A 16,790-nucleotide genomic window follows, 5' to 3' on the forward strand; every position below is an offset into this window, starting at 1 on the left:
GAAGCGCGCAACCTGCGCAGCGTAGTGAAGGCTTGCCACCGCCGCCGGAGCCGCCGGAACGTAGGGCGTTACGTGGTGGCATGGTCCAAAGAAGCAGACGCCAAGGGCATCGGCGTTTGGCGGGGTCTCGGCTCGCACGAACACGGTCTTGGATTGCGACGCTGCGGCCGTGATACTGCGCAAGCTGTCTTCGTCACGACAGAAGGCACTATCGAGGGTTGGCCCCATCACGAACAGGGTGAGGACCAGAGTGGCCAGCAAAAGGCCGACCTTTCGCCACCAGAGGCTTCTCCCCACCATCGCGACCTACACCGACGCCGATGGCCGACGCGGGTGCGTCTCAAATTTCATCGCCTCGGGAGCCCTGCGCTCCGCGCGGGCCTGCGCGAAAATCTGCCAGGCCGACCGCAGGAAGACCGCCGCCAGCAGAACGCCGACCACCAGATCGGGCCATCGCGAGCCGGTCAGCGTGACGGCGAGGCCCGTCGCGGCGACGGCCAGGCACTGGATGAGGTCGTTGCGGGTGCAGAGCCACACCGAGCGGACGTTGGCGTCACCGTCTCGAAAGCGAACCAGCAGCAGCGCCGCCATCAGGTTCGCCGCCGCTCCGAACAGGCCAAATCCTGAGATAGCGTCGCCCTCCGGCAGAACGCCCGCGTAAGCCCGCCACAGAGCCAAGCCGAGGATGCAAACAGCCATCGCAGCCAAGGTGGCGCTTTTGATGAGCGCAGCGCCTGACCGGACGCTGGCGCTGCGTCCAATCACCCAAAGGCTGAGGCCGTAGGTGGCGGCGTCCGCTGCAAAATCGAGCGTGTTGGCGGCCAGGGCGGCCGAGTTGGCCAGCCAACTGCCAATCGCGACAACGGCGAACCCCAACAGATTGATGGCGATGACCGCCGCCAAGGCCCGTCGATAGGCCGGTGAAGCGCCATCAAAAGCGACAGGCGTCCCACAGCCGCAGCCGCCAGCGGCCTTCGATTCGGATGTGGAACAGCTCGACATTGGGTCTTTGTGCATCCTCTAGTAGCTAGAGGATCAAGTCCCTATTTTCCGACCGAACCGCGGAGCTCCAAATGTCGTCCCTCACCATCGGAAAATTGGCCAAGGCGGCGGACGTAAAGGTCCCGACGATCCGGTTCTACGAACAGATCGGCTTGCTGCCGGAACCTGACCGCACCGACAATGACCGTCGGGTGTACCAAGAGGCCACTGTGCGGCGACTGGCCTTCATCAAGCACGCGCGGCAACTTGGCTTTCCGATTGAGGCGGTGCGCAGCCTCCTCGATCTCTCGGACCATCCCGAACAGACCTGCGACAGCGCCAATGCCCTGGCCGAGGAGCAATTGGCTTCAGTCGAGCACAAGATCGCTCAGTTGGAAGCGCTCAGGACGGAACTGAAGCGAATGGTGGCCGCCGGCTGCAAAGGCGCGGCCGCCGATTGCCAAGTCATCGAGTCTCTCGCCAATCACGACCTCTGCCAGCACGACCATGGCGCGCCGGAACCTCGGCGCAGCCACTGAGCGTCGTAGCCCCTCGGGTGCTGGCGGAGGTTGGCGTAGCCCGGCGCGAAACGGCGCTCGGAGGGCCGCGAAGGCGCGTGCCGAGCGGGCTACTGCGGAGAACGAAAGCGAAAGGTTAGGCGAACACCGGTGCACTATTTTTGCACCGGACATCAGCTAACTATCTGTTTTTATTGATGACTCTATCCAGTCCATCATGGGCGCAATGGAAAATTTATGAGATAAGTGATTGTTTTTATTCATAAATTTTTGCGAGAATCCGTCCAGTCATTTTTAAGAGCGACTGACGTCAGGCCACCCCTTAGGCACTGAAATAAAAGAATAATCTTGAATCAGCCATGGGCAATTTTGGCCGATAATGATCGCTGAGTGCACACGAAATGCCCCCTCAGCTTCGCACTCCTAATCCACACGCTTGCAAGCCAACATGCGGCTTTGAGGACGTGCGCACGTGTGGACACGCCCGCAGATACACATTTTCACTTGGAGATAATGCACTAGCAGCCAGTCCACCGGCTTTCAGCGCCTCACGCCTACAGGAGAGATTGTCGTCCTGGCGCGTTCGGACGTGGATTGTCGCATGCCGAGATCAGCCCACGCCTGCAGATCCCCAATGGCATAGACTACTCTACCGCCAAGCTTCCGATATACGGGCCCTGTGCCGTAAACTCGGTGCTTCTCCAGCGTTCGCGGCGACAGACTTAGAAAAGCCGCTGCCTGCCTGGTCACCATAAAGGGCAACGGCGCTGCTGGCGCGTATGAAGTAGCAGCGCCCAGCACCTCGCAGTGCTCCGCATCTCTGGCCCCTCGCCTATTGCCGCGCGGAAAATCAGTCATCAAACCCCTCGTCCAAAGCCACGAAGGCCGTATATGTTATATTATAACACTTCAGGGGAAATCTGATGGACGGCCATGCCGGCAGCCTGGGCCCTCCCAATGAGTCATTCGACTGCATGGATTTTAAATGAAAATCCTTGCATTTTTGAGTGTGAGTCACTAGTTCTCCCGCCATGGGTAAGCTGGAAGATTTTCAGAAACGCCTCCGTCCCGGAAAGGCCTATCGCCGCGCCGACTTGGTTCAATGGTCGAGCGCTGTGGATCGGCACATCCAAGCCTCGATGCGCGACGGTAAACTGGTGAAGCTGGCCGGCGGCCTGTACTCTGTTCCGAAACCGACCGTTTTTGGCAAAGCGCCAGCGGATGATGCGACCCTGATAGAGGCGTTCCTCAAGGGCTCACCCTACCTAAAGGTCTCGCCAAACCTCTATAATGGCCTCGGCGTCGGTACGACCCAGCTCCACAACAAGACCGTGGTCTACAATCATAAGCGCCACGGCCGCTTTAAATTGGGCGGCCGTGAGTTTGAATTTCGCCTCAAGCCGCGCCTCCCAACGAAGCTGACCTCGGAGTTTCTGTTGGTCGACCTAGTGAACAACCTGGCGGAAGTAGGCGAGGATCGCGCCGCCACTTTGGCACGGGTGAAGGATGCGGCGAGGCGCTATCCGGCCACTCGGCTCAAGAAGACGGCCGAAGAGTACGGCAAGGTCGGGACGCGCAAGTTCTTCGACCAGACACTGAGCGCGCCTGCCTAGGCGTATGGCTGACTATCTGCACAATCATGCGCAGTTCGCGGACCTGCTGCGGATCGTCGCCGAAGCCCAGGAGATCGACGCCGCTCTGGTCGAGAAGGATTACTGGATCATGCACGGCCTGCATGGCCTGCAGCAACTCGGGATTAGCTTCGAGTTGAAGGGCGGCACCTCCCTGTCCAAAGGGCTCGGCATCATTCACCGCTTCTCGGAAGACATCGACATCCGCATCGAGCCGGACGCCAGCGTTGCCACAGGCCGTAATCATACCAAAGCGCAGCACGTCGCCAGCCGCGAAGCGTTCTATGATGGCCTGGCGGGTAAGATCGCTATCGACGGCGTTACGGCGGTGGAGCGGGACCGCCTCTTCGACGACGCCCGCTTCTTCAGCGGCGGCATTCGTCTTCGCTATCCTACCGTCGGCGAGCCGATTGACGGCCTGAAGGATGGGATTCTGCTAGAGGTCGGGTTCGCCAACGTCCAACCCAACGCGCCACGCACGATCAGCTCATGGGCTTACGACCAAGCCGCCGCCTCTGGCGTCGAGGTGATCGACAACCGCGCAGTTGATGTCCCTTGCTACCATCCCGGCTACACGCTGGTGGAAAAGCTACAGGCGATCTCGACGAAGTTTCGTCAGCAACAGGCCGGCGGCGAATTTCCGCCCAACTTCATGCGCCACTACTACGATGTCTTCTGCCTACTCCAGGACCCGCAGGTTCAGACCTTCATCGGCACGGCTGCCTACCACGCGTATAAAAAAGACCACTTCCCGACGGCCGACAACCTAGTCATCGCCGAGAACGATGCCTTCGGCCTCAGCGACCCAGATACCCGCGCTGCCCTAGCCGACGCCTACAAACGGTCGGCAGCCCTGTACTATCGCGGCCAGCCGCCCTTCGACGATCTTCTCAGCGAGATCGGCCGCTGGGCCGATCGCCTCTAAGTCAGGCGCCACCGGCTGGAGCAAGCCAATCAGGCCGATAGCGCGCCACGCAGAGATCGTAGAAGCGCTTCCGCTTCCTCGATTTTCTTGAGGATGTCGGCGTCGCCTTTGAGTTCCTGAAGCGTCGAAAACGGCACCTTTTTCATCGCGTCAACGGCGGCGTCGAGATCACCGGACAATCCAACCCTTGCGGGCTTGAGAGCAGGACCGAGCCTCAGCATGGCCGATTCCAGATCGCCTGTGTCGTTGAGAAACTGCGCGCGTGCCACGGGGTCGGGCAGGATCGCGCGTAGCTTACGCAGGTCCTTTGAATTGGTGATCCGCTTTTGGTTCACCTTCTTAACGACTGCATCGACGACGGAGGGCGTGAGCAACTTCTTACTTACGCCCATCAATTCCCGCGCCCAGGTAATCGCAGCGCTTGGATCGCGAAGGCTGGTGAACTTTTCGGAGACCTCGAACACCTCAACAAGCTTGTCCAACTCGCGAACGGTGATGCCGAGGATGTTCGCGGCACTGGCGCGCCCCATCAGATCGACGAGCCTATAGGCCACCATCTCCTTTTCCTTGGCGTCCCACTCCTTTCGCTGGCGATGGATGTATATCCACACCCGCAATCGATCCTCTTCGCTGAGCGTGCGGTCGGTCACCTCGATCGGGATATGCCGATATTCGTCCTTACCCTGGGCCACCAAGGCCTGTGAGTTGGTCCACCGACGGTCGCCATCGATGATCCGGAACTTCCCGGGAAGATCCGGATGAGGCTCTACGAGCAAGGGCTCGAATAGACCTCCATTCGCCTCGATCTGCCGCTGAAGCTCCTCGTCGAGTTTTGGCCCCATCCTCGGTTGCTTCTCATTTGGGACGATCTCGTCGATGTCGGCCCGCGTGCGGTACGTGCGGAGCACCGTCCGATCCAGCCGGCGCTCCTGAAGGTTGATGACGTTGTCGCGGTCCTGAATAGGTTGCGGGGTGGTCATCCCTCCGACTCCGGCGCGGACGCCGTGCCGATGATCGAGTCGATTTGGTTACGCATCTCAGCCTGCACCTTCATGGCCGCACGGATCGTGATTCCCTGCTGGGTCCAAACGGCTTGGTGCGCCTTCATTTCCTTCTCCTGGATTTTCAGAAGAGCCTCAGCGTGTTCGTCGAGCCGCGCAAACTGGTCCGCGCACTGCTGGGAGGTGATGAAGGTGTAGAGCGCGTCAGTCTTCTGGGCACGGGCGTCATTGCTCATCCGCAGAGTGTGGGCATGGATAAGATGAGCGCGGATCATTTGCACAAGCGCCACCACACGGGCCGGCCCGGCGATGACCACGCCGTCCTGAACAAGCAGTTGTTTCCCACCGGCCGGGAACTTGTGGGTCGAAAGCACAGCATGGTCGGCGCGATCGGCGAGCTGATCCGCCTTCAGCTTGGTGACGAACTCATTGCGCCAAGCGTTGTGGTTCTTCGAGTCATAGATGATCTTGCCGCACTCACGACCGTTGTGCATCACGACGTGGCGGATGTCGGCACCGGCTTGGCCCTTAACGATGCGCTCGATCTTGTCGCCCGGAAACTCCGCCTTCAACGCTTCGAAAACCACGATCTCGGCGCCTTCGCCAAGCTCCTCATTGCTCTTCTTCTCCAGAGCACGTTGCAGTTCCTCGACCTTGTTCGACAGCTTCTGACGCTCCTCAAAAGCAGAAGATCGCTCGGCGTTAAGCGCCGTTGTTTGGGCTGCCTCCAAGGCGAGCCGCTGTTCATCGAGGCGAGCCGTCAATTCGGCCTGATGCGTTTGCTTGAGGCCATCGGCCATCGCTTCGGCCTCTTGCGCCTTGCCTTCGGCGGCAACCTTGGCCTGTTCAGCGGCGGCGAGCTGTTCGGCCACCGCGGTCTGGGCCGCACTCGTGGCTTCCAGGCGCGCCGTAGCCTCGCGTTGGTCGGCCTCCAACTGGAGCTTGGTCAAGGCCGCTTCGCCTGATTGTCGCGCCTCTTCAAGCGCGGCCTGGGCGGCGGCGGATGCTGCAACGGCCGCCAGCTTTTCGCCTTCCGCCGCCTCAATCTTCGCCGCGGCCGCCGTGGTCGCGGCTTGAGTGGCTTCGTTCCGCGCGGCGATCTCTCGTTCGGCGCCCTCGCGCTTCAGCTGCTCGATCGCCGTCTCCGACTCCCGCTTGGTCCGATCAAGCTCACCGCGCAGGAGGGTCTGGGCCGTATCAGCCTCCTGAATCTTGGCGTCGAGCGCGGCCTGAACGGTGGCTTTCGCCTGCGTGGCCTCCTCGACCTGCGCCTTCAGCCGCGCCTCCACCGCCGCGCCCGCCTCCTGGCGGGCGACCTCTACCTTCTGCGCAGTCTCTAGACGGGCTGCTTCCAGCGCTTCAGTCTTTTCCAGCGCAAAGGCTTCACTGAGGCGCGAGGTGATTGCTTCGGACTGCTGCCGCTCGCGAGCCTCAAGCCGCTCGGCGATCTCATCCGCGCGATCGTGGGGAATGGCTTGTTCGCAGAGCGGACAGGTGTCGCCGACAGCATGAAGATGCCGGACAGGATTGAGGGTCGGGGACGCAACTGAAGCTTGGGCGCTCGCCATGATGGTCTCCAAATTTTCTAGGACCTAATTTCTCCTATTTACTCCTGAAGTCAACAGTCCGATGATCATGGCGTCGATCCGGGCCGTCCGGATTCGCAAAGGAGATAGAAATGACCAAGACCTACAAACCGGGGCAAACCGCTCCCCGTTCGGGCCAATATGAAATCGTCGGCCCCCGCGGCGGCGGCACCGGCCACGAACGCACCGTGGTCCGCGGCGAGCCGCTGCCGCCCACCCAGAAGTCGGGCCAGGGCTTCCAACTCGTCGACCCGACGAAGAACGGCGCTGGCCGTCCCTAAACTGGCTGGGGAAGGGGTGAAGCGCGCCGCCCCTTCTTCGTCAGACCGACCCGAAGAATAGGACCCGGAAGTCTACAACCGGCGCATCGAAGCTTGATCGCTTTACGCGCTTGCAAGGATTGTCAGCGGCATCCGCCAAGTTTCCATGAGGTAGGATTCCGTGGCCGCGAAAAGTTCAAGGTGAGGCTTCGCCGCCCTAGCCCGCGAATAGCCTGGCTGCACAATCGTCACTGAGAACTCCGGACGCATCTCTCGCCATTGGCCGATGAGACCGATCAGCGTGGCCATAGTCCCTTGCTCAAACCGCGTCGCGCTCCCGCGGCGCTGCCGATCAGCTTCGCGGCGGCGCAGATGACGGAGAAGCTCGTCGAAGCGTTCAGCCCATCGAACCGACTTCTGCGCCTGACCACACACCTCATAGAGGTCTTCGACCCGCGAGCCAGGCGTGGCTGCGGATGAATATTTGCAATGGAACAAGTCAACCGTCAGCGTCCGGCCCGAGCGCCGCAACGCCACGACATCGGCAACCTCGCCCGCGCCGTCGTCATCGAAGATGACATCGTACGGCGCGGTGGCCTGCTGCAACCGATCTATGATGCGCCGTTGAATGGAGTCGGTCCGCTTGGCTGCTCCTTGCGACTCCCGGCGCAGATCCACTCCAGTCCAATCGACCGCTTCGATCTTGGCAGGGTCATATGCGGTGAAGTCCTCGTCGCGGCGAAGGACGAACAGCTCCGTAGCGACCAGCATGTCGCCGTCCGCGAAATACACGTGGGGCGGATCTTCTTTGAAAACGTCCAGGAGCGGCGTTTCCTTGCGCCCCCGCCGCACAATCACCTCGTCCCCGCAAACATGAGAGTACGTCACGCCTCCGCTCGAAACAGTCAGTGAGTACTCCGCAGAGCGCGCACCGTCGGTGACCCGGAAGGTGATCGGTGCAGCGGGAGCGAACGCGGTGAGCTCGATCTCACAATTGAAGAAGGCAGCAGCGTCGCCACCGCCGATCTCCAAGAAAATGCGATCCTCTACGTCGTAGAGGAAGCGCTCGGGCCACGCGATCGCGATGGGAATCTTGTCCTCAGGCATCGTGGTGATGCGCTTGGGCCGGACGATATTCCTGAGGATGGACTCGCTCGTGATGTTTTCGTTGAGAAGCTTGGCCCCCAGCACATGGCACCAGTCGATCCATTCTGAGAAGCTATTGGTGCTCTGGTAGGACCAGATTTTGCCCTTCGCGGAACACCCGATCGTTTCCTTCGAAGGAGTCGAGCTTACGACGGCGCCGTTCTCGTCGTGGTCCTCGAGATCCACATACCCCTGGCCAAATAGGTTGGTCTTCGTTCGCGACCTATTGCCTGCCAGCGTGTCGAGCGGATCGGCAATATCGGAGCCCATGAACTGGGAATAGCGAACCGGCTTCCGTTGTGTTTCGCTCAGGCCCAGGTTCATCAGGACTAGTCGGCGGAACCCATGCAGCACACGAAAAACGTCCTCACCGCGAATAAGCTCGACGTCCGATCCCGCCAAGCGCTTGGCCAGGTCGAGATGCAGGTCGCCGAGCTTTGAGCTGTTGATGAAAAGCAGCTCCTGATCAGCGTCCCAATGCGCCATCACGAGATTGAACTCGACGTTCCGGGCAGCTTTGACGGATGTCCAGCGGAGCCGCTCGTCATCACGTCTGACGAAAATGACAAGCCGGCTCTCAGCGTTCACGACGGGAGGTTCAACAATCGTGGAGCCCAGCTCGGTGGTCAGCGCCGCCGCCTCCGGTGTCCACTCCGCGCACTTCGTTCGGTACACCACCGTGCTGAACCGCGGCTCAAGGGTCTCAAGTGGGAAAGTCTCGGGCGGGTTGGCGAAGCCTGCGAACAAGTCTTCCCTGCGTCGTTCGCGTTCCGTCCGGCTGTGGCCGATCACAGACAGGATCTGGTTCCAGTCAGAGTCCTCAGCGTACAGCGCCTTTAGATTCTGGTTCACGTCGTCGATCGTCACGTTGGCGATGACGGTTGCTGTGCCAAGATCGCTTCGCGCGCGGGTGAACCGTCCAACAAACTGAAGTGTCACTGCCTCACTGCGGTGCTTGTCGTGAAGCGCAGCGATTTTCAGGTCAGGAAGGTCAAAGCCCTCCCCGAGCATGTCGACACAAACGATCACGCGTGATCGGCCTGCTCTAAGTTCGTTCAACGCTGACGCCCGCTGAGCGGGCGACATCTTGTTGTGGATCAGCTGGGGTCGATAATCAGGCAGCTTGGCAGTGTAGGCGGCATGAAGGTCCACAGCTCGCTCGACGCTATTAGTGCGGGCCATGACCAAGTGGTTGAAGCCGCGTCCAAGGTCCTCCGCCAGCTGTGCGCCAACGCCATCGATGATTTGACGATCCGCGTCGGCCAAATCGAGGCCGTGAACCGGCAGATACTTGATGGCCGTGAAGAGCTGGTCCTGCTGCGCGCGCCGAAGCGGGTAGACATACATGAACTTGCCGTCGACGCGGCGCCCGTCATTTCTGAAGGGCGTTGCGGTGAACTGCAGGACGGTTCGCTGTGCAAAGTGGAGCTTGAAGTCCCGCCACGTCCTCGCGCCGATGTGGTGAGCCTCATCGACGAAAAGATGAGTCATGAGCTCAGCCAAGCGCGCTCGTAGCTCCTCTGACATCCCGGATAGAACTTGCATCGTGGCGACGATGACGTTGCTCTCGGCCACCAATGCGTCGAGTTCCTCGACCGTCTTTAGACCGCGAGACAGCAACGCGACTGACGGATGGGCTGCATTTGCTGGGAGACAGCCAAATGACTTCAGCACCCCAAGTTGCATGAATTTCTCGGCGATCTGCCTGCGCAAAGGATCGGTCGGAACAATCACCAGAAGCCGCCGAATGCGCTCCGACACCAGGAGCGATACCATGGTGTCCGTCTTGCCGGCGCCGGTCGGCAGCACCAGGGTCGCGGGAAGCGTTGAAACGCTCCAGTGAGCCTTGGTCGCGTAGATCGCACCAATCTGTGGAGGGCGCAGACCGCGCCGCGCCTGCTGCCCGCCGTCAAAATCCTCAGCGATCAGCTGAAGCTGGTCCTTCCATCCCGCCGCAATTGAATCGGTCGACAGCGCGACTTGGGATATGTCCTCGGTCCCAGGCTTCCTCGGCCGGGGGAGAATCCAGACCCCCTTCCCCAAATTGAGCTGGTTGCAGACGGCTTCGATGGAAGAGATGTCTTCCACCTTCAGAACGGCAGAGCACCCCTGAAGTGAAGTCGTGTTGCGGTCCACAATGGCGAACGTGAAGCCATCCGCCGCTGTGCATCGAAAACTGCGGCCGTGGTTCGAAGTATGATCCGAGGCGGCGACCTCAATGGTGCGCCCGGGCTCCGCAATGCGGCGTACCAGGTTGCCCGCGAGGCGCCCGAAGACGGCAACACGTTCGGGCAGCTTCACGATCACTTTGGTTGAGAAGAGATCGAACATCGAGAGAGACCGAATCGGACGGGAGCCGATCATACCCCCGTTATTTCGTTAGCTACTTCCCCCTGAACTTAGTGGAGCACTGCTGCGGCGCGGGTCGCCGGCTACGACTTCCATGTGAAACCAAAAGCCAAGGGCTTTTCAGGGCCCTCTGCCAGTCCGGGACATCCTTGAGAGTACCGCCGAGCGTGGGAGAGGATCGGGACTCGGAGCTAGATTGCGCACGAACTCGCATCATCAGCGCCGGGGTGCGGCGCGGTCGGGCACCGGCGATAATAGTCGGGCGTAGTCGGGCGAATGAAAGCGAAAGAAAACGCGAACATTCGTGTGCAATTCGTGCACACTTCGAATCGCAAACTGCTGTTTTTATTTATGAACTTGTCCAGTCCATCATGGGCGCAACGCTGAGTTTTGACGATAACATCATGATATTATTAGCATTTTCGGAAACACAAATCCTCGACGCATCTCGCTGCCGAGTCGTCGGAACCGGCTGAAAGATAAGGGAGATCCCCTGAAGGTGAACCTGTCAGCCATCCAAACCGTCGAAAACGTCCCGAACATGTGGCGCCGCGACATTGGCCCCAGCCCTGGCTGCCCGACCTCTTCGCACCGGGCGAGCGGTCTGCGGACGCGACAGGCGCCGGACGAACTATCAATTTTGGCGGACGAACGGGGCTCACGGCTTGCGGCCAGTTGCGCTAGCGTCTTCGGGCGAGGAAGCAGCAGACTTCCACAGCCGGGAGGCGACCATGGCGGACGGAACGGCCCATCCAGCAAGCTGGGATAGGGCGGAGATCCAGGCGCTTTTCGACTCCACGACGGGGTGGCTCGACCGCAGGGTGTTGTCGGACGAAGGCCTCTACCAGCTTGAGCTGGAACGCATTTTCGCGCGCAGTTGGAACTTCATGTGCCACGAGAGCCAACTGAAGGCGCCCGGCGACTACGTCGTCAGCTACATCGGCGAGGACCAGTTGATCGTCGTGCGCGATGAAGAGGGCGAGGTCCACGCGCTGCTCAACACCTGCCGCCATCGCGGCAATGCGCTGTGCCGCGCCGAGCAGGGCCACGCGAAGTCGTTCGTGTGCAGCTACCACGGCTGGAACTACGGCCTGGACGGTCGGCTTATCGGTGTCCCGGGGCTCAGCACATTCTACCACGGCGACCTGGACAAGAGCCGCCTCGGCCTCGCGAAGGCGCGGATCGAGAGCCACCTGGGCTTCTACTTCGCCACCCTGGCGCCCGACGCGCCGTCGCTGCACGACTTCCTGGGCGTCACGGGCCGCACCGGCCTGGCCATGGTCTGCGCCAACGGCGAGGTCGAGGTCGTCGAGGGGGTCCAGAAGAACGTCATCGACTGCAACTGGAAGATCGCCGTCGACAACCTCTTCGACTGGTATCATGTGCCCTACAGCCACGCCTCGGCCAACACGGCGGGCTTCTTCGACATCGCCAGGATCCAGTTCCCGAAGAGCCAGATGGTGATGCTGGGCGAGTACGGCCACGCCATCGGCGGCCCGGTGATCCCGCGCGAGGTGCAGGACCAGATCGACGGGCTCTCCGACGCGCAGCGGGGGGAGATGTCCCGCGCGCAGCCCGAGGGCTCGCCGCGCATCCGGCCGAAGAGCGCCACCGACCTGATGGGCCCCGAGGGCGTGCGCAGCCAGGGCCACCCCAACATCTTCCCGAACCTCTGGGTCACCATCAGCGGAACCCAGATGTGCCTGCGTCTGCCGCGCGGCCCGTCGCACACCGAGCTCTGGTGGTTCACGCTCGTGCCGAAGGCCGCGCCGCCGCAGGCCAAGCGCGAGATTGTCCGACGGATGAACCACGTGTTCGGCCCCGCTGGCCTGCTCGAGCAGGACGATGGCGAGAACTGGAGCCAGAGCACCCGCTCGGCCCGCGGCGTCGCCAGCCGCGGGTTGGGGCAGGCGCTGAGCATGGGCCTGGGCCGCGACGAGGTTCGCGTGGGCGCCGGCGGGGAGCACTATGTCGAGGGCCTGATCGGCGAGCACGGCCAGCGGTGGCTCTATCGCGCCTGGACGGAATGGATGAGCGCCCGCGACTGGGCCGAACTGGAGGCCACCCGCTCCGCGCCGCCGACGGGGCTGATCTGATGCACACCTCGGAACTCGCCCGCACGAGGGCCTGGGCCGACACCCCGCCGGTCGAGCGCGCCGTCGTCCAGTATGAGGTCGAACAGTTCCTCTACGCCGAGGCCGCGCTGCTCGATGCGCGCCGCTACCGCGACTGGCTGGCCCTGATGGCTGAGGACGTCGAGTACTGGATGCCGGTGCGCCGCACCGTCACCAACGCCGACATCGAGCGCGAGTTCACCAAGCCCGGCGAGGTGGCCTACTTCGACGACGACTGGGCCTACCTGGAAATGCGGGTGAAGAAGCTGGAGGCGGGGTCGGCCTGGTCCGAGGACCCGCCGTCGCGCTCGCGCCACTTCGTCAGCAACGTCCGCATCCTCGACACACAGGGCGACGAGATCACGGTGGAGGCCTGCTTCCACGTCTATCGCACGCGCCTCGAACGCGACGTGGACCAGTGGGTCGGCCGCCGCGTCGACGTGGTGCGCCGCGGCGGTGGCGGGTTCCTCCTGGTGAAGCGCCACCTGTTCCTGGACCAGACCGTGATCCAGTCCACCAACATGAGCACGATCTTTTAGATGGGGGCGCTTGCGGGAGAGGTCGTCCTGATCACCGGCGGGGCGTCGGGCCTGGGACGCGCCATCGTCGAACGCTGTCTGGACGAAGGCGCGAACGTCGCCGTCTTCGACCGCACGCCCGCGCGGCTGGGCGACCTCGCCGGCCGGGTCGAGGCCGTCGGCGGCGACGTCCGCTCCATGGCCGACAACCAGCGCGCCGTGGACGCCTGCGTCGCGCGCTTCGGCAAGCTGGACTGCGCCATCGGCAACGCCGGCATCTGGGACTACTCGACCTCGCTCGACGCGCTGCCCGCCGAGCAGATCGACGCGGCCTTCGACGAGCTCTTCCACGTCAACGTGAAGGGCTACCTCAACCTCGCCAAGGCGGCGCTGCCGGCGCTGGTCCGCTCGTCGGGGTCGCTGGTCTACACGGTCTCCAACGCCGGCTTCGATCCGGCTGGCGGCGGGCCGCTCTACACCGCCTCCAAGCACGCGGTCGTCGGCCTCATTCGCCAGCTCGCCTACGAGTTCGCGCCCGCGGTCCGGGTGAACGGCGTGGCGCCCGGCCCGATCGACACCGACCTGCGTGGGCCCCAGGCGCTGGGTCTCGCCGACAAGCCCATCAGCAGCATCGACCTGCCGGGCACGGCGGGCGCGGCCATGCCGATCGGGTTCGTGCCCGCCACCGCGGACTACGCCGGCGGCTTCGTTTTCCTGGCCTCGCGCCGCGACGCCCGGCCGGCCACCGGCGGCGTCCTCAAGCTCGACGCCGGCATCGCCGTGCGCGGCATCGGGCGTGCGTCGGCCGGCGGCAAGCTCGCCGCCAAGTACGGGGCCGCATGAGCCTGCCGCCGCCTCCGGACGTGGCGCGCCATGACGTGCGCATGGACGGCGTCTACTTCGTCCGCGCCGCCGCCGACGCCGGCGACGTCCGCGCGCTCGGGCTCGGCAGCTTCTCGTACTGTTTCATGGTCCGCCGGGGGCGCCTGCGCCTGGAGACCGACTTCCCGTTCAATCGCGCCTTCGATCTCGGCCCCGGTGACGCCGTCGCGATCAGCGGCCTGGCGCCCCACACCTTCAGCGCCCCCGGTGCGGCGCCGGGCGGGCCGGTCGCCGCCTTCGACCTGCGTCCGATGCCCGACGCCGATCCGGGCCGCGAGGTCGACATCGTCCTGGGCGTCGCCCCCAGCGAGGCCTTGGCGCTGGGCTCGCTGGTCTGGGGTCCTACTTTCGTCGGCCGCGCTGAGCATCCCGACCTCTCCCGCCGGCTCTGGCGCGCCGTCGAGATCCTGGAGGACGAGTACGCCGACGACGCCCAGATCGACCGCACCCTGGTGATCCGCCGCGTGGCCGAGACCATGGCTATCAACTACAGCCGCCGCGCCTTCGCCGACCGGCGCCCGGCGGGCGAGGCGATGCCGGACCCGCCGCATCCGCAGCTCATCGCCGCCATCAACGCCTTCCTGCGCGCGCCGGAACAGCCGTGGACGCTGAGCGATCTGGCCCGGGCCGCAGGCATGTCGCGCACGCGCTTCGCCGAGGAGTTCAAGCTGGTCACCGGCGAGACTCCGGCGCGGATCATCTCGCGGCTTCGGCTCACCACGGTCGCTCGGCGCATGGCCTCGGCGCAGCTCAGCGTCGAGGTCGCGGCCGACGAGGCCGGCTACAGCTCCTCGGCCGCCTTCGTGCGCGCTTTCCAGCGCGAGTTCGGCGAGACGCCCGCGCGCTGGCGCCGCGGCCGCGTCAGCCGCGACGATCGCCCCGCGACCCGACGGACTCCACCGCCGGACACGACCGCAAGACCGCGAAGGGAAGCCCTATGACCATCGGCTCGCTCGGCTACCTCGGCCTGCGCGTGAAAGACCCGGCCGCCTTCGGCGACTACGTCACCGGCGTCCTCGGCCTGATGCCTGGTGAAGCGGCGGGGCGCTACCGCCTCGACGACCTCGCCTGGCGCATCGCCGTGGAGCCGGGCGACGCCGACGACCTCGCCTACGTCGGCTTCGAGGTGGCGGGCCCCGCCGAACTGGAGGCCGTGCGCGCCCGGCTGGCGGAGAGCGGCGTCACGGTCGGCAACAGCGATCCGGACCTCGCGGCGCGGCGCCAGGTGCTGGGTCTTGTCGCCTGCGAGGACCCCGACGGCCTGCCGGTGGAGATTTTCTACGGGCCGACCCTGCGCACCGAGGCGCCGTTCGCCTCGCCCGCCGGCGTCGCGGACTTCGTGACCGGCGCCCAGGGCCTGGGCCACATCGTGCTCTCGACCAGGGACATGGCGGCCGCCCGCCGGTTCTACCAGGATCTCCTGGGCTTCCAGCTCTCCGACATCATCCACATGGGCCCGCCCAACCGCGGCTTCGACATGGAGTTCTTCCACTGCAACCCGCGCCATCACACCTTGGCGCTGATGCCGATCCCGTTGCCGAAGCGGCTGCATCACTTCATGGTCCAGGTCCCGACGCTGGACGCCGTGGGCTTCGCCCTGGAGCGCGCGACCGCGGCGGGCGTGACCATCACCGCCAGCCTGGGGCGGCACACCAACGACCAGATGGTCTCGTTCTATTCTCGCACGCCCGCCGGCTTCGAGGTGGAGTTCGGCCAGGGCGCCATCGAGGTCGACGACGCCACCTGGCGCGTCGGCCGCCACGACAAGCCGTCCAGTTGGGGCCACAAGCGCCCCGCGCACTGACCTTCCAGCGAACCTGAGGAGACGCCCGTGGATCTCGGGATCAAGGGCCGCAAGGCGATCGTCTGCGGCGCCAGCGCCGGCCTCGGCCGCGCCACGGCCGTCGCGCTTGCCCGCGAGGGCGTCAGCGTGGTCATCGCCGCGCGCGACGAAGCCCGTGTCGCCAGGGCCGCGGCCGAGATCGCGGCCGAGACCGGCGCCGACGTCACCCCCATCGCCGCAGACGTCACCACCGACGCCGGCCGCGCCGCCGTGCTCGCCGCCTGCCCGCAGCCCGATATTCTGATCAACAACGCCGGCGGCCCGCCGCCCGGCGACTTCCGCAACTGGACCCGCGACGACTGGCTGAAGGCCATCGACGGCAACATGCTGTCGGCCATCTTCCTGATCCAGGCGACCCTCGACGGGATGATAGAGCGCAAGTTCGGCCGCGTCGTGAACATCACCAGCCACATGGTGAAAGCGCCGGCCAACATCCTGGGCCTCTCCAACGGGGCCCGCGCCGGCCTCACCGGCTTCGTCGGCGGCCTCTCGCGCGAGGTCGCGCGCCACAACGTGACGCTCAACAGCGTCCTGCCCGGCCAGTTCGACACCGACCGGCTGAAATCCAACCACCAGAGGTTCGCCCAGGGCGGCGACGTGGAAGCCTTCCGCGACCGCGCCAGGAGCCAGATCCCCGCCCGCCGCTTCGGCGAGCCGCAGGAGTTCGGCGACATGTGCGCCTTCCTGTGCGGCGCCAACGCCGGCTTCATCACCGGCCAGAACATCCTGCTCGACGGCGGCCAGTTCCCCGGCCTGCTGTAGCGGCCGTCGTCAGGCGTATCGGGGCGGTACAAAGGCGAAAGAAGACGCGACGAGCGCATGCACGCTCGGCACATCGAACCTCGTGACCGTGTGCGCGGGGCTCGACGCGCTCACGGACGCCCGTCGGGCCATTCGGGGCCGGTTGCGACCGACGCCGCCTGGGGCGCGCAGAACCAGCAATCCTCGCCGATGGGACTGCCCGGCGGGGTCCGCGGGGCCGGCGCGACATCCGAGGCCAGGAGCTTCAGCGCCTCGTGGTCGCCCTTGCCGATCA

General features: G+C 64.2%; 15 protein-coding genes. 10 read left to right on the plus strand and 5 right to left on the minus strand.

Annotated elements, in window-relative coordinates; translation table 11 throughout:
- Window positions 1–306: 306 nt before the first annotated feature.
- Window positions 307–903: a cation transporter gene (locus JNL41_RS01325; protein WP_293472433.1), complete on the minus strand. Its 597-nt coding sequence runs from the start codon at window positions 901–903 to the stop codon at window positions 307–309.
- A 170-nt stretch (window positions 904–1,073) separates the two neighbouring features.
- Between JNL41_RS01325 and JNL41_RS01330 the strand changes: the two genes are divergently transcribed.
- Window positions 1,074–1,520 carry a helix-turn-helix domain-containing protein gene (locus JNL41_RS01330; RefSeq protein WP_293472434.1) on the plus strand — a complete coding sequence of 149 codons (447 nt, stop codon included), beginning with the start codon at window positions 1,074–1,076 and terminating at the stop codon, window positions 1,518–1,520.
- A 519-nt stretch (window positions 1,521–2,039) separates the two neighbouring features.
- Here JNL41_RS01330 and JNL41_RS01335 read toward each other — a convergent pair.
- Window positions 2,040–2,252, minus strand: coding sequence for a DNA-binding protein (locus JNL41_RS01335; protein WP_293472465.1), 213 nt, complete (start codon window positions 2,250–2,252; stop codon window positions 2,040–2,042).
- Between the two features lie 278 nt (window positions 2,253–2,530).
- On the opposite strand from JNL41_RS01335, the gene JNL41_RS01340 reads away from it, so the two are divergent.
- Together JNL41_RS01340 and JNL41_RS01345 are read left to right on the plus strand one after the other, a co-directional pair.
- Entirely contained in the window at window positions 2,531–3,112 is a 582-nt protein-coding gene (locus tag JNL41_RS01340; protein WP_293472435.1) for a hypothetical protein, read from the plus strand.
- 4 nt (window positions 3,113–3,116) lie between these two features.
- Complete coding sequence (locus tag JNL41_RS01345; protein ID WP_293472437.1) at window positions 3,117–4,055, plus strand: nucleotidyl transferase AbiEii/AbiGii toxin family protein; 939 nt, start codon at window positions 3,117–3,119, stop codon at window positions 4,053–4,055.
- A gap of 29 nt (window positions 4,056–4,084) precedes the next feature.
- Here the strand turns inward: JNL41_RS01345 and JNL41_RS01350 are convergent, their stop codons facing one another.
- Both JNL41_RS01350 and JNL41_RS01355 read right to left on the minus strand, forming a co-directional pair.
- Window positions 4,085–5,035 (minus strand): ParB N-terminal domain-containing protein, encoded by a 951-nt coding sequence (locus JNL41_RS01350; protein ID WP_293472439.1) that lies wholly within the window; start codon window positions 5,033–5,035, stop codon window positions 4,085–4,087.
- Entirely contained in the window at window positions 5,032–6,624 is a 1,593-nt protein-coding gene (locus JNL41_RS01355) for a DUF2130 domain-containing protein (RefSeq protein ID WP_293472441.1), read from the minus strand. The genes JNL41_RS01350 and JNL41_RS01355 overlap by 4 nt, the downstream gene beginning before the upstream one ends.
- A gap of 110 nt (window positions 6,625–6,734) precedes the next feature.
- Between JNL41_RS01355 and JNL41_RS01360 the strand changes: the two genes are divergently transcribed.
- Complete coding sequence (locus tag JNL41_RS01360) at window positions 6,735–6,923, plus strand: YjzC family protein (RefSeq protein ID WP_293472443.1); 189 nt, start codon at window positions 6,735–6,737, stop codon at window positions 6,921–6,923.
- 102 nt (window positions 6,924–7,025) lie between these two features.
- Here the strand turns inward: JNL41_RS01360 and JNL41_RS01365 are convergent, their stop codons facing one another.
- A complete protein-coding gene (locus JNL41_RS01365; protein ID WP_293472445.1) occupies window positions 7,026–10,379 on the minus strand; it encodes a DEAD/DEAH box helicase family protein in 3,354 nt (1,117 codons plus the stop codon).
- A gap of 749 nt (window positions 10,380–11,128) precedes the next feature.
- On the opposite strand from JNL41_RS01365, the gene JNL41_RS01370 reads away from it, so the two are divergent.
- From JNL41_RS01370 to JNL41_RS01395, 6 genes are read left to right on the plus strand one after another with little or no spacing between them, the layout of a single operon-like run.
- The gene (locus JNL41_RS01370) at window positions 11,129–12,493 is read left to right on the plus strand and encodes an aromatic ring-hydroxylating dioxygenase subunit alpha (protein ID WP_293472447.1); all 1,365 of its coding nucleotides are present in this window, start codon (window positions 11,129–11,131) and stop codon (window positions 12,491–12,493) included.
- Complete coding sequence (locus tag JNL41_RS01375; protein WP_293472449.1) at window positions 12,493–13,050, plus strand: aromatic-ring-hydroxylating dioxygenase subunit beta; 558 nt, start codon at window positions 12,493–12,495, stop codon at window positions 13,048–13,050. The genes JNL41_RS01370 and JNL41_RS01375 overlap by 1 nt, the downstream gene beginning before the upstream one ends.
- Complete coding sequence (gene hcaB / locus JNL41_RS01380; RefSeq protein ID WP_293472451.1) at window positions 13,051–13,872, plus strand: 3-(cis-5,6-dihydroxycyclohexa-1,3-dien-1-yl)propanoate dehydrogenase; 822 nt, start codon at window positions 13,051–13,053, stop codon at window positions 13,870–13,872.
- Entirely contained in the window at window positions 13,869–14,852 is a 984-nt protein-coding gene (locus JNL41_RS01385) for an AraC family transcriptional regulator (RefSeq protein WP_293472453.1), read from the plus strand. The genes hcaB and JNL41_RS01385 overlap by 4 nt, the downstream gene beginning before the upstream one ends.
- Window positions 14,849–15,715, plus strand: coding sequence for a VOC family protein (locus JNL41_RS01390; RefSeq protein ID WP_293472455.1), 867 nt, complete (start codon window positions 14,849–14,851; stop codon window positions 15,713–15,715). The genes JNL41_RS01385 and JNL41_RS01390 overlap by 4 nt, the downstream gene beginning before the upstream one ends.
- Window positions 15,716–15,742: 27 nt before the next feature.
- Window positions 15,743–16,516 (plus strand): SDR family oxidoreductase, encoded by a 774-nt coding sequence (locus JNL41_RS01395; RefSeq protein ID WP_293472457.1) that lies wholly within the window; start codon window positions 15,743–15,745, stop codon window positions 16,514–16,516.
- Window positions 16,517–16,790: the final 274 nt, after the last annotated feature.

Origin of the sequence: Phenylobacterium sp. (genome assembly GCF_016793285.1) — a bacterium.
In the GTDB taxonomy this organism is placed as follows: Bacteria; Pseudomonadota; Alphaproteobacteria; order Caulobacterales; family Caulobacteraceae; genus Phenylobacterium.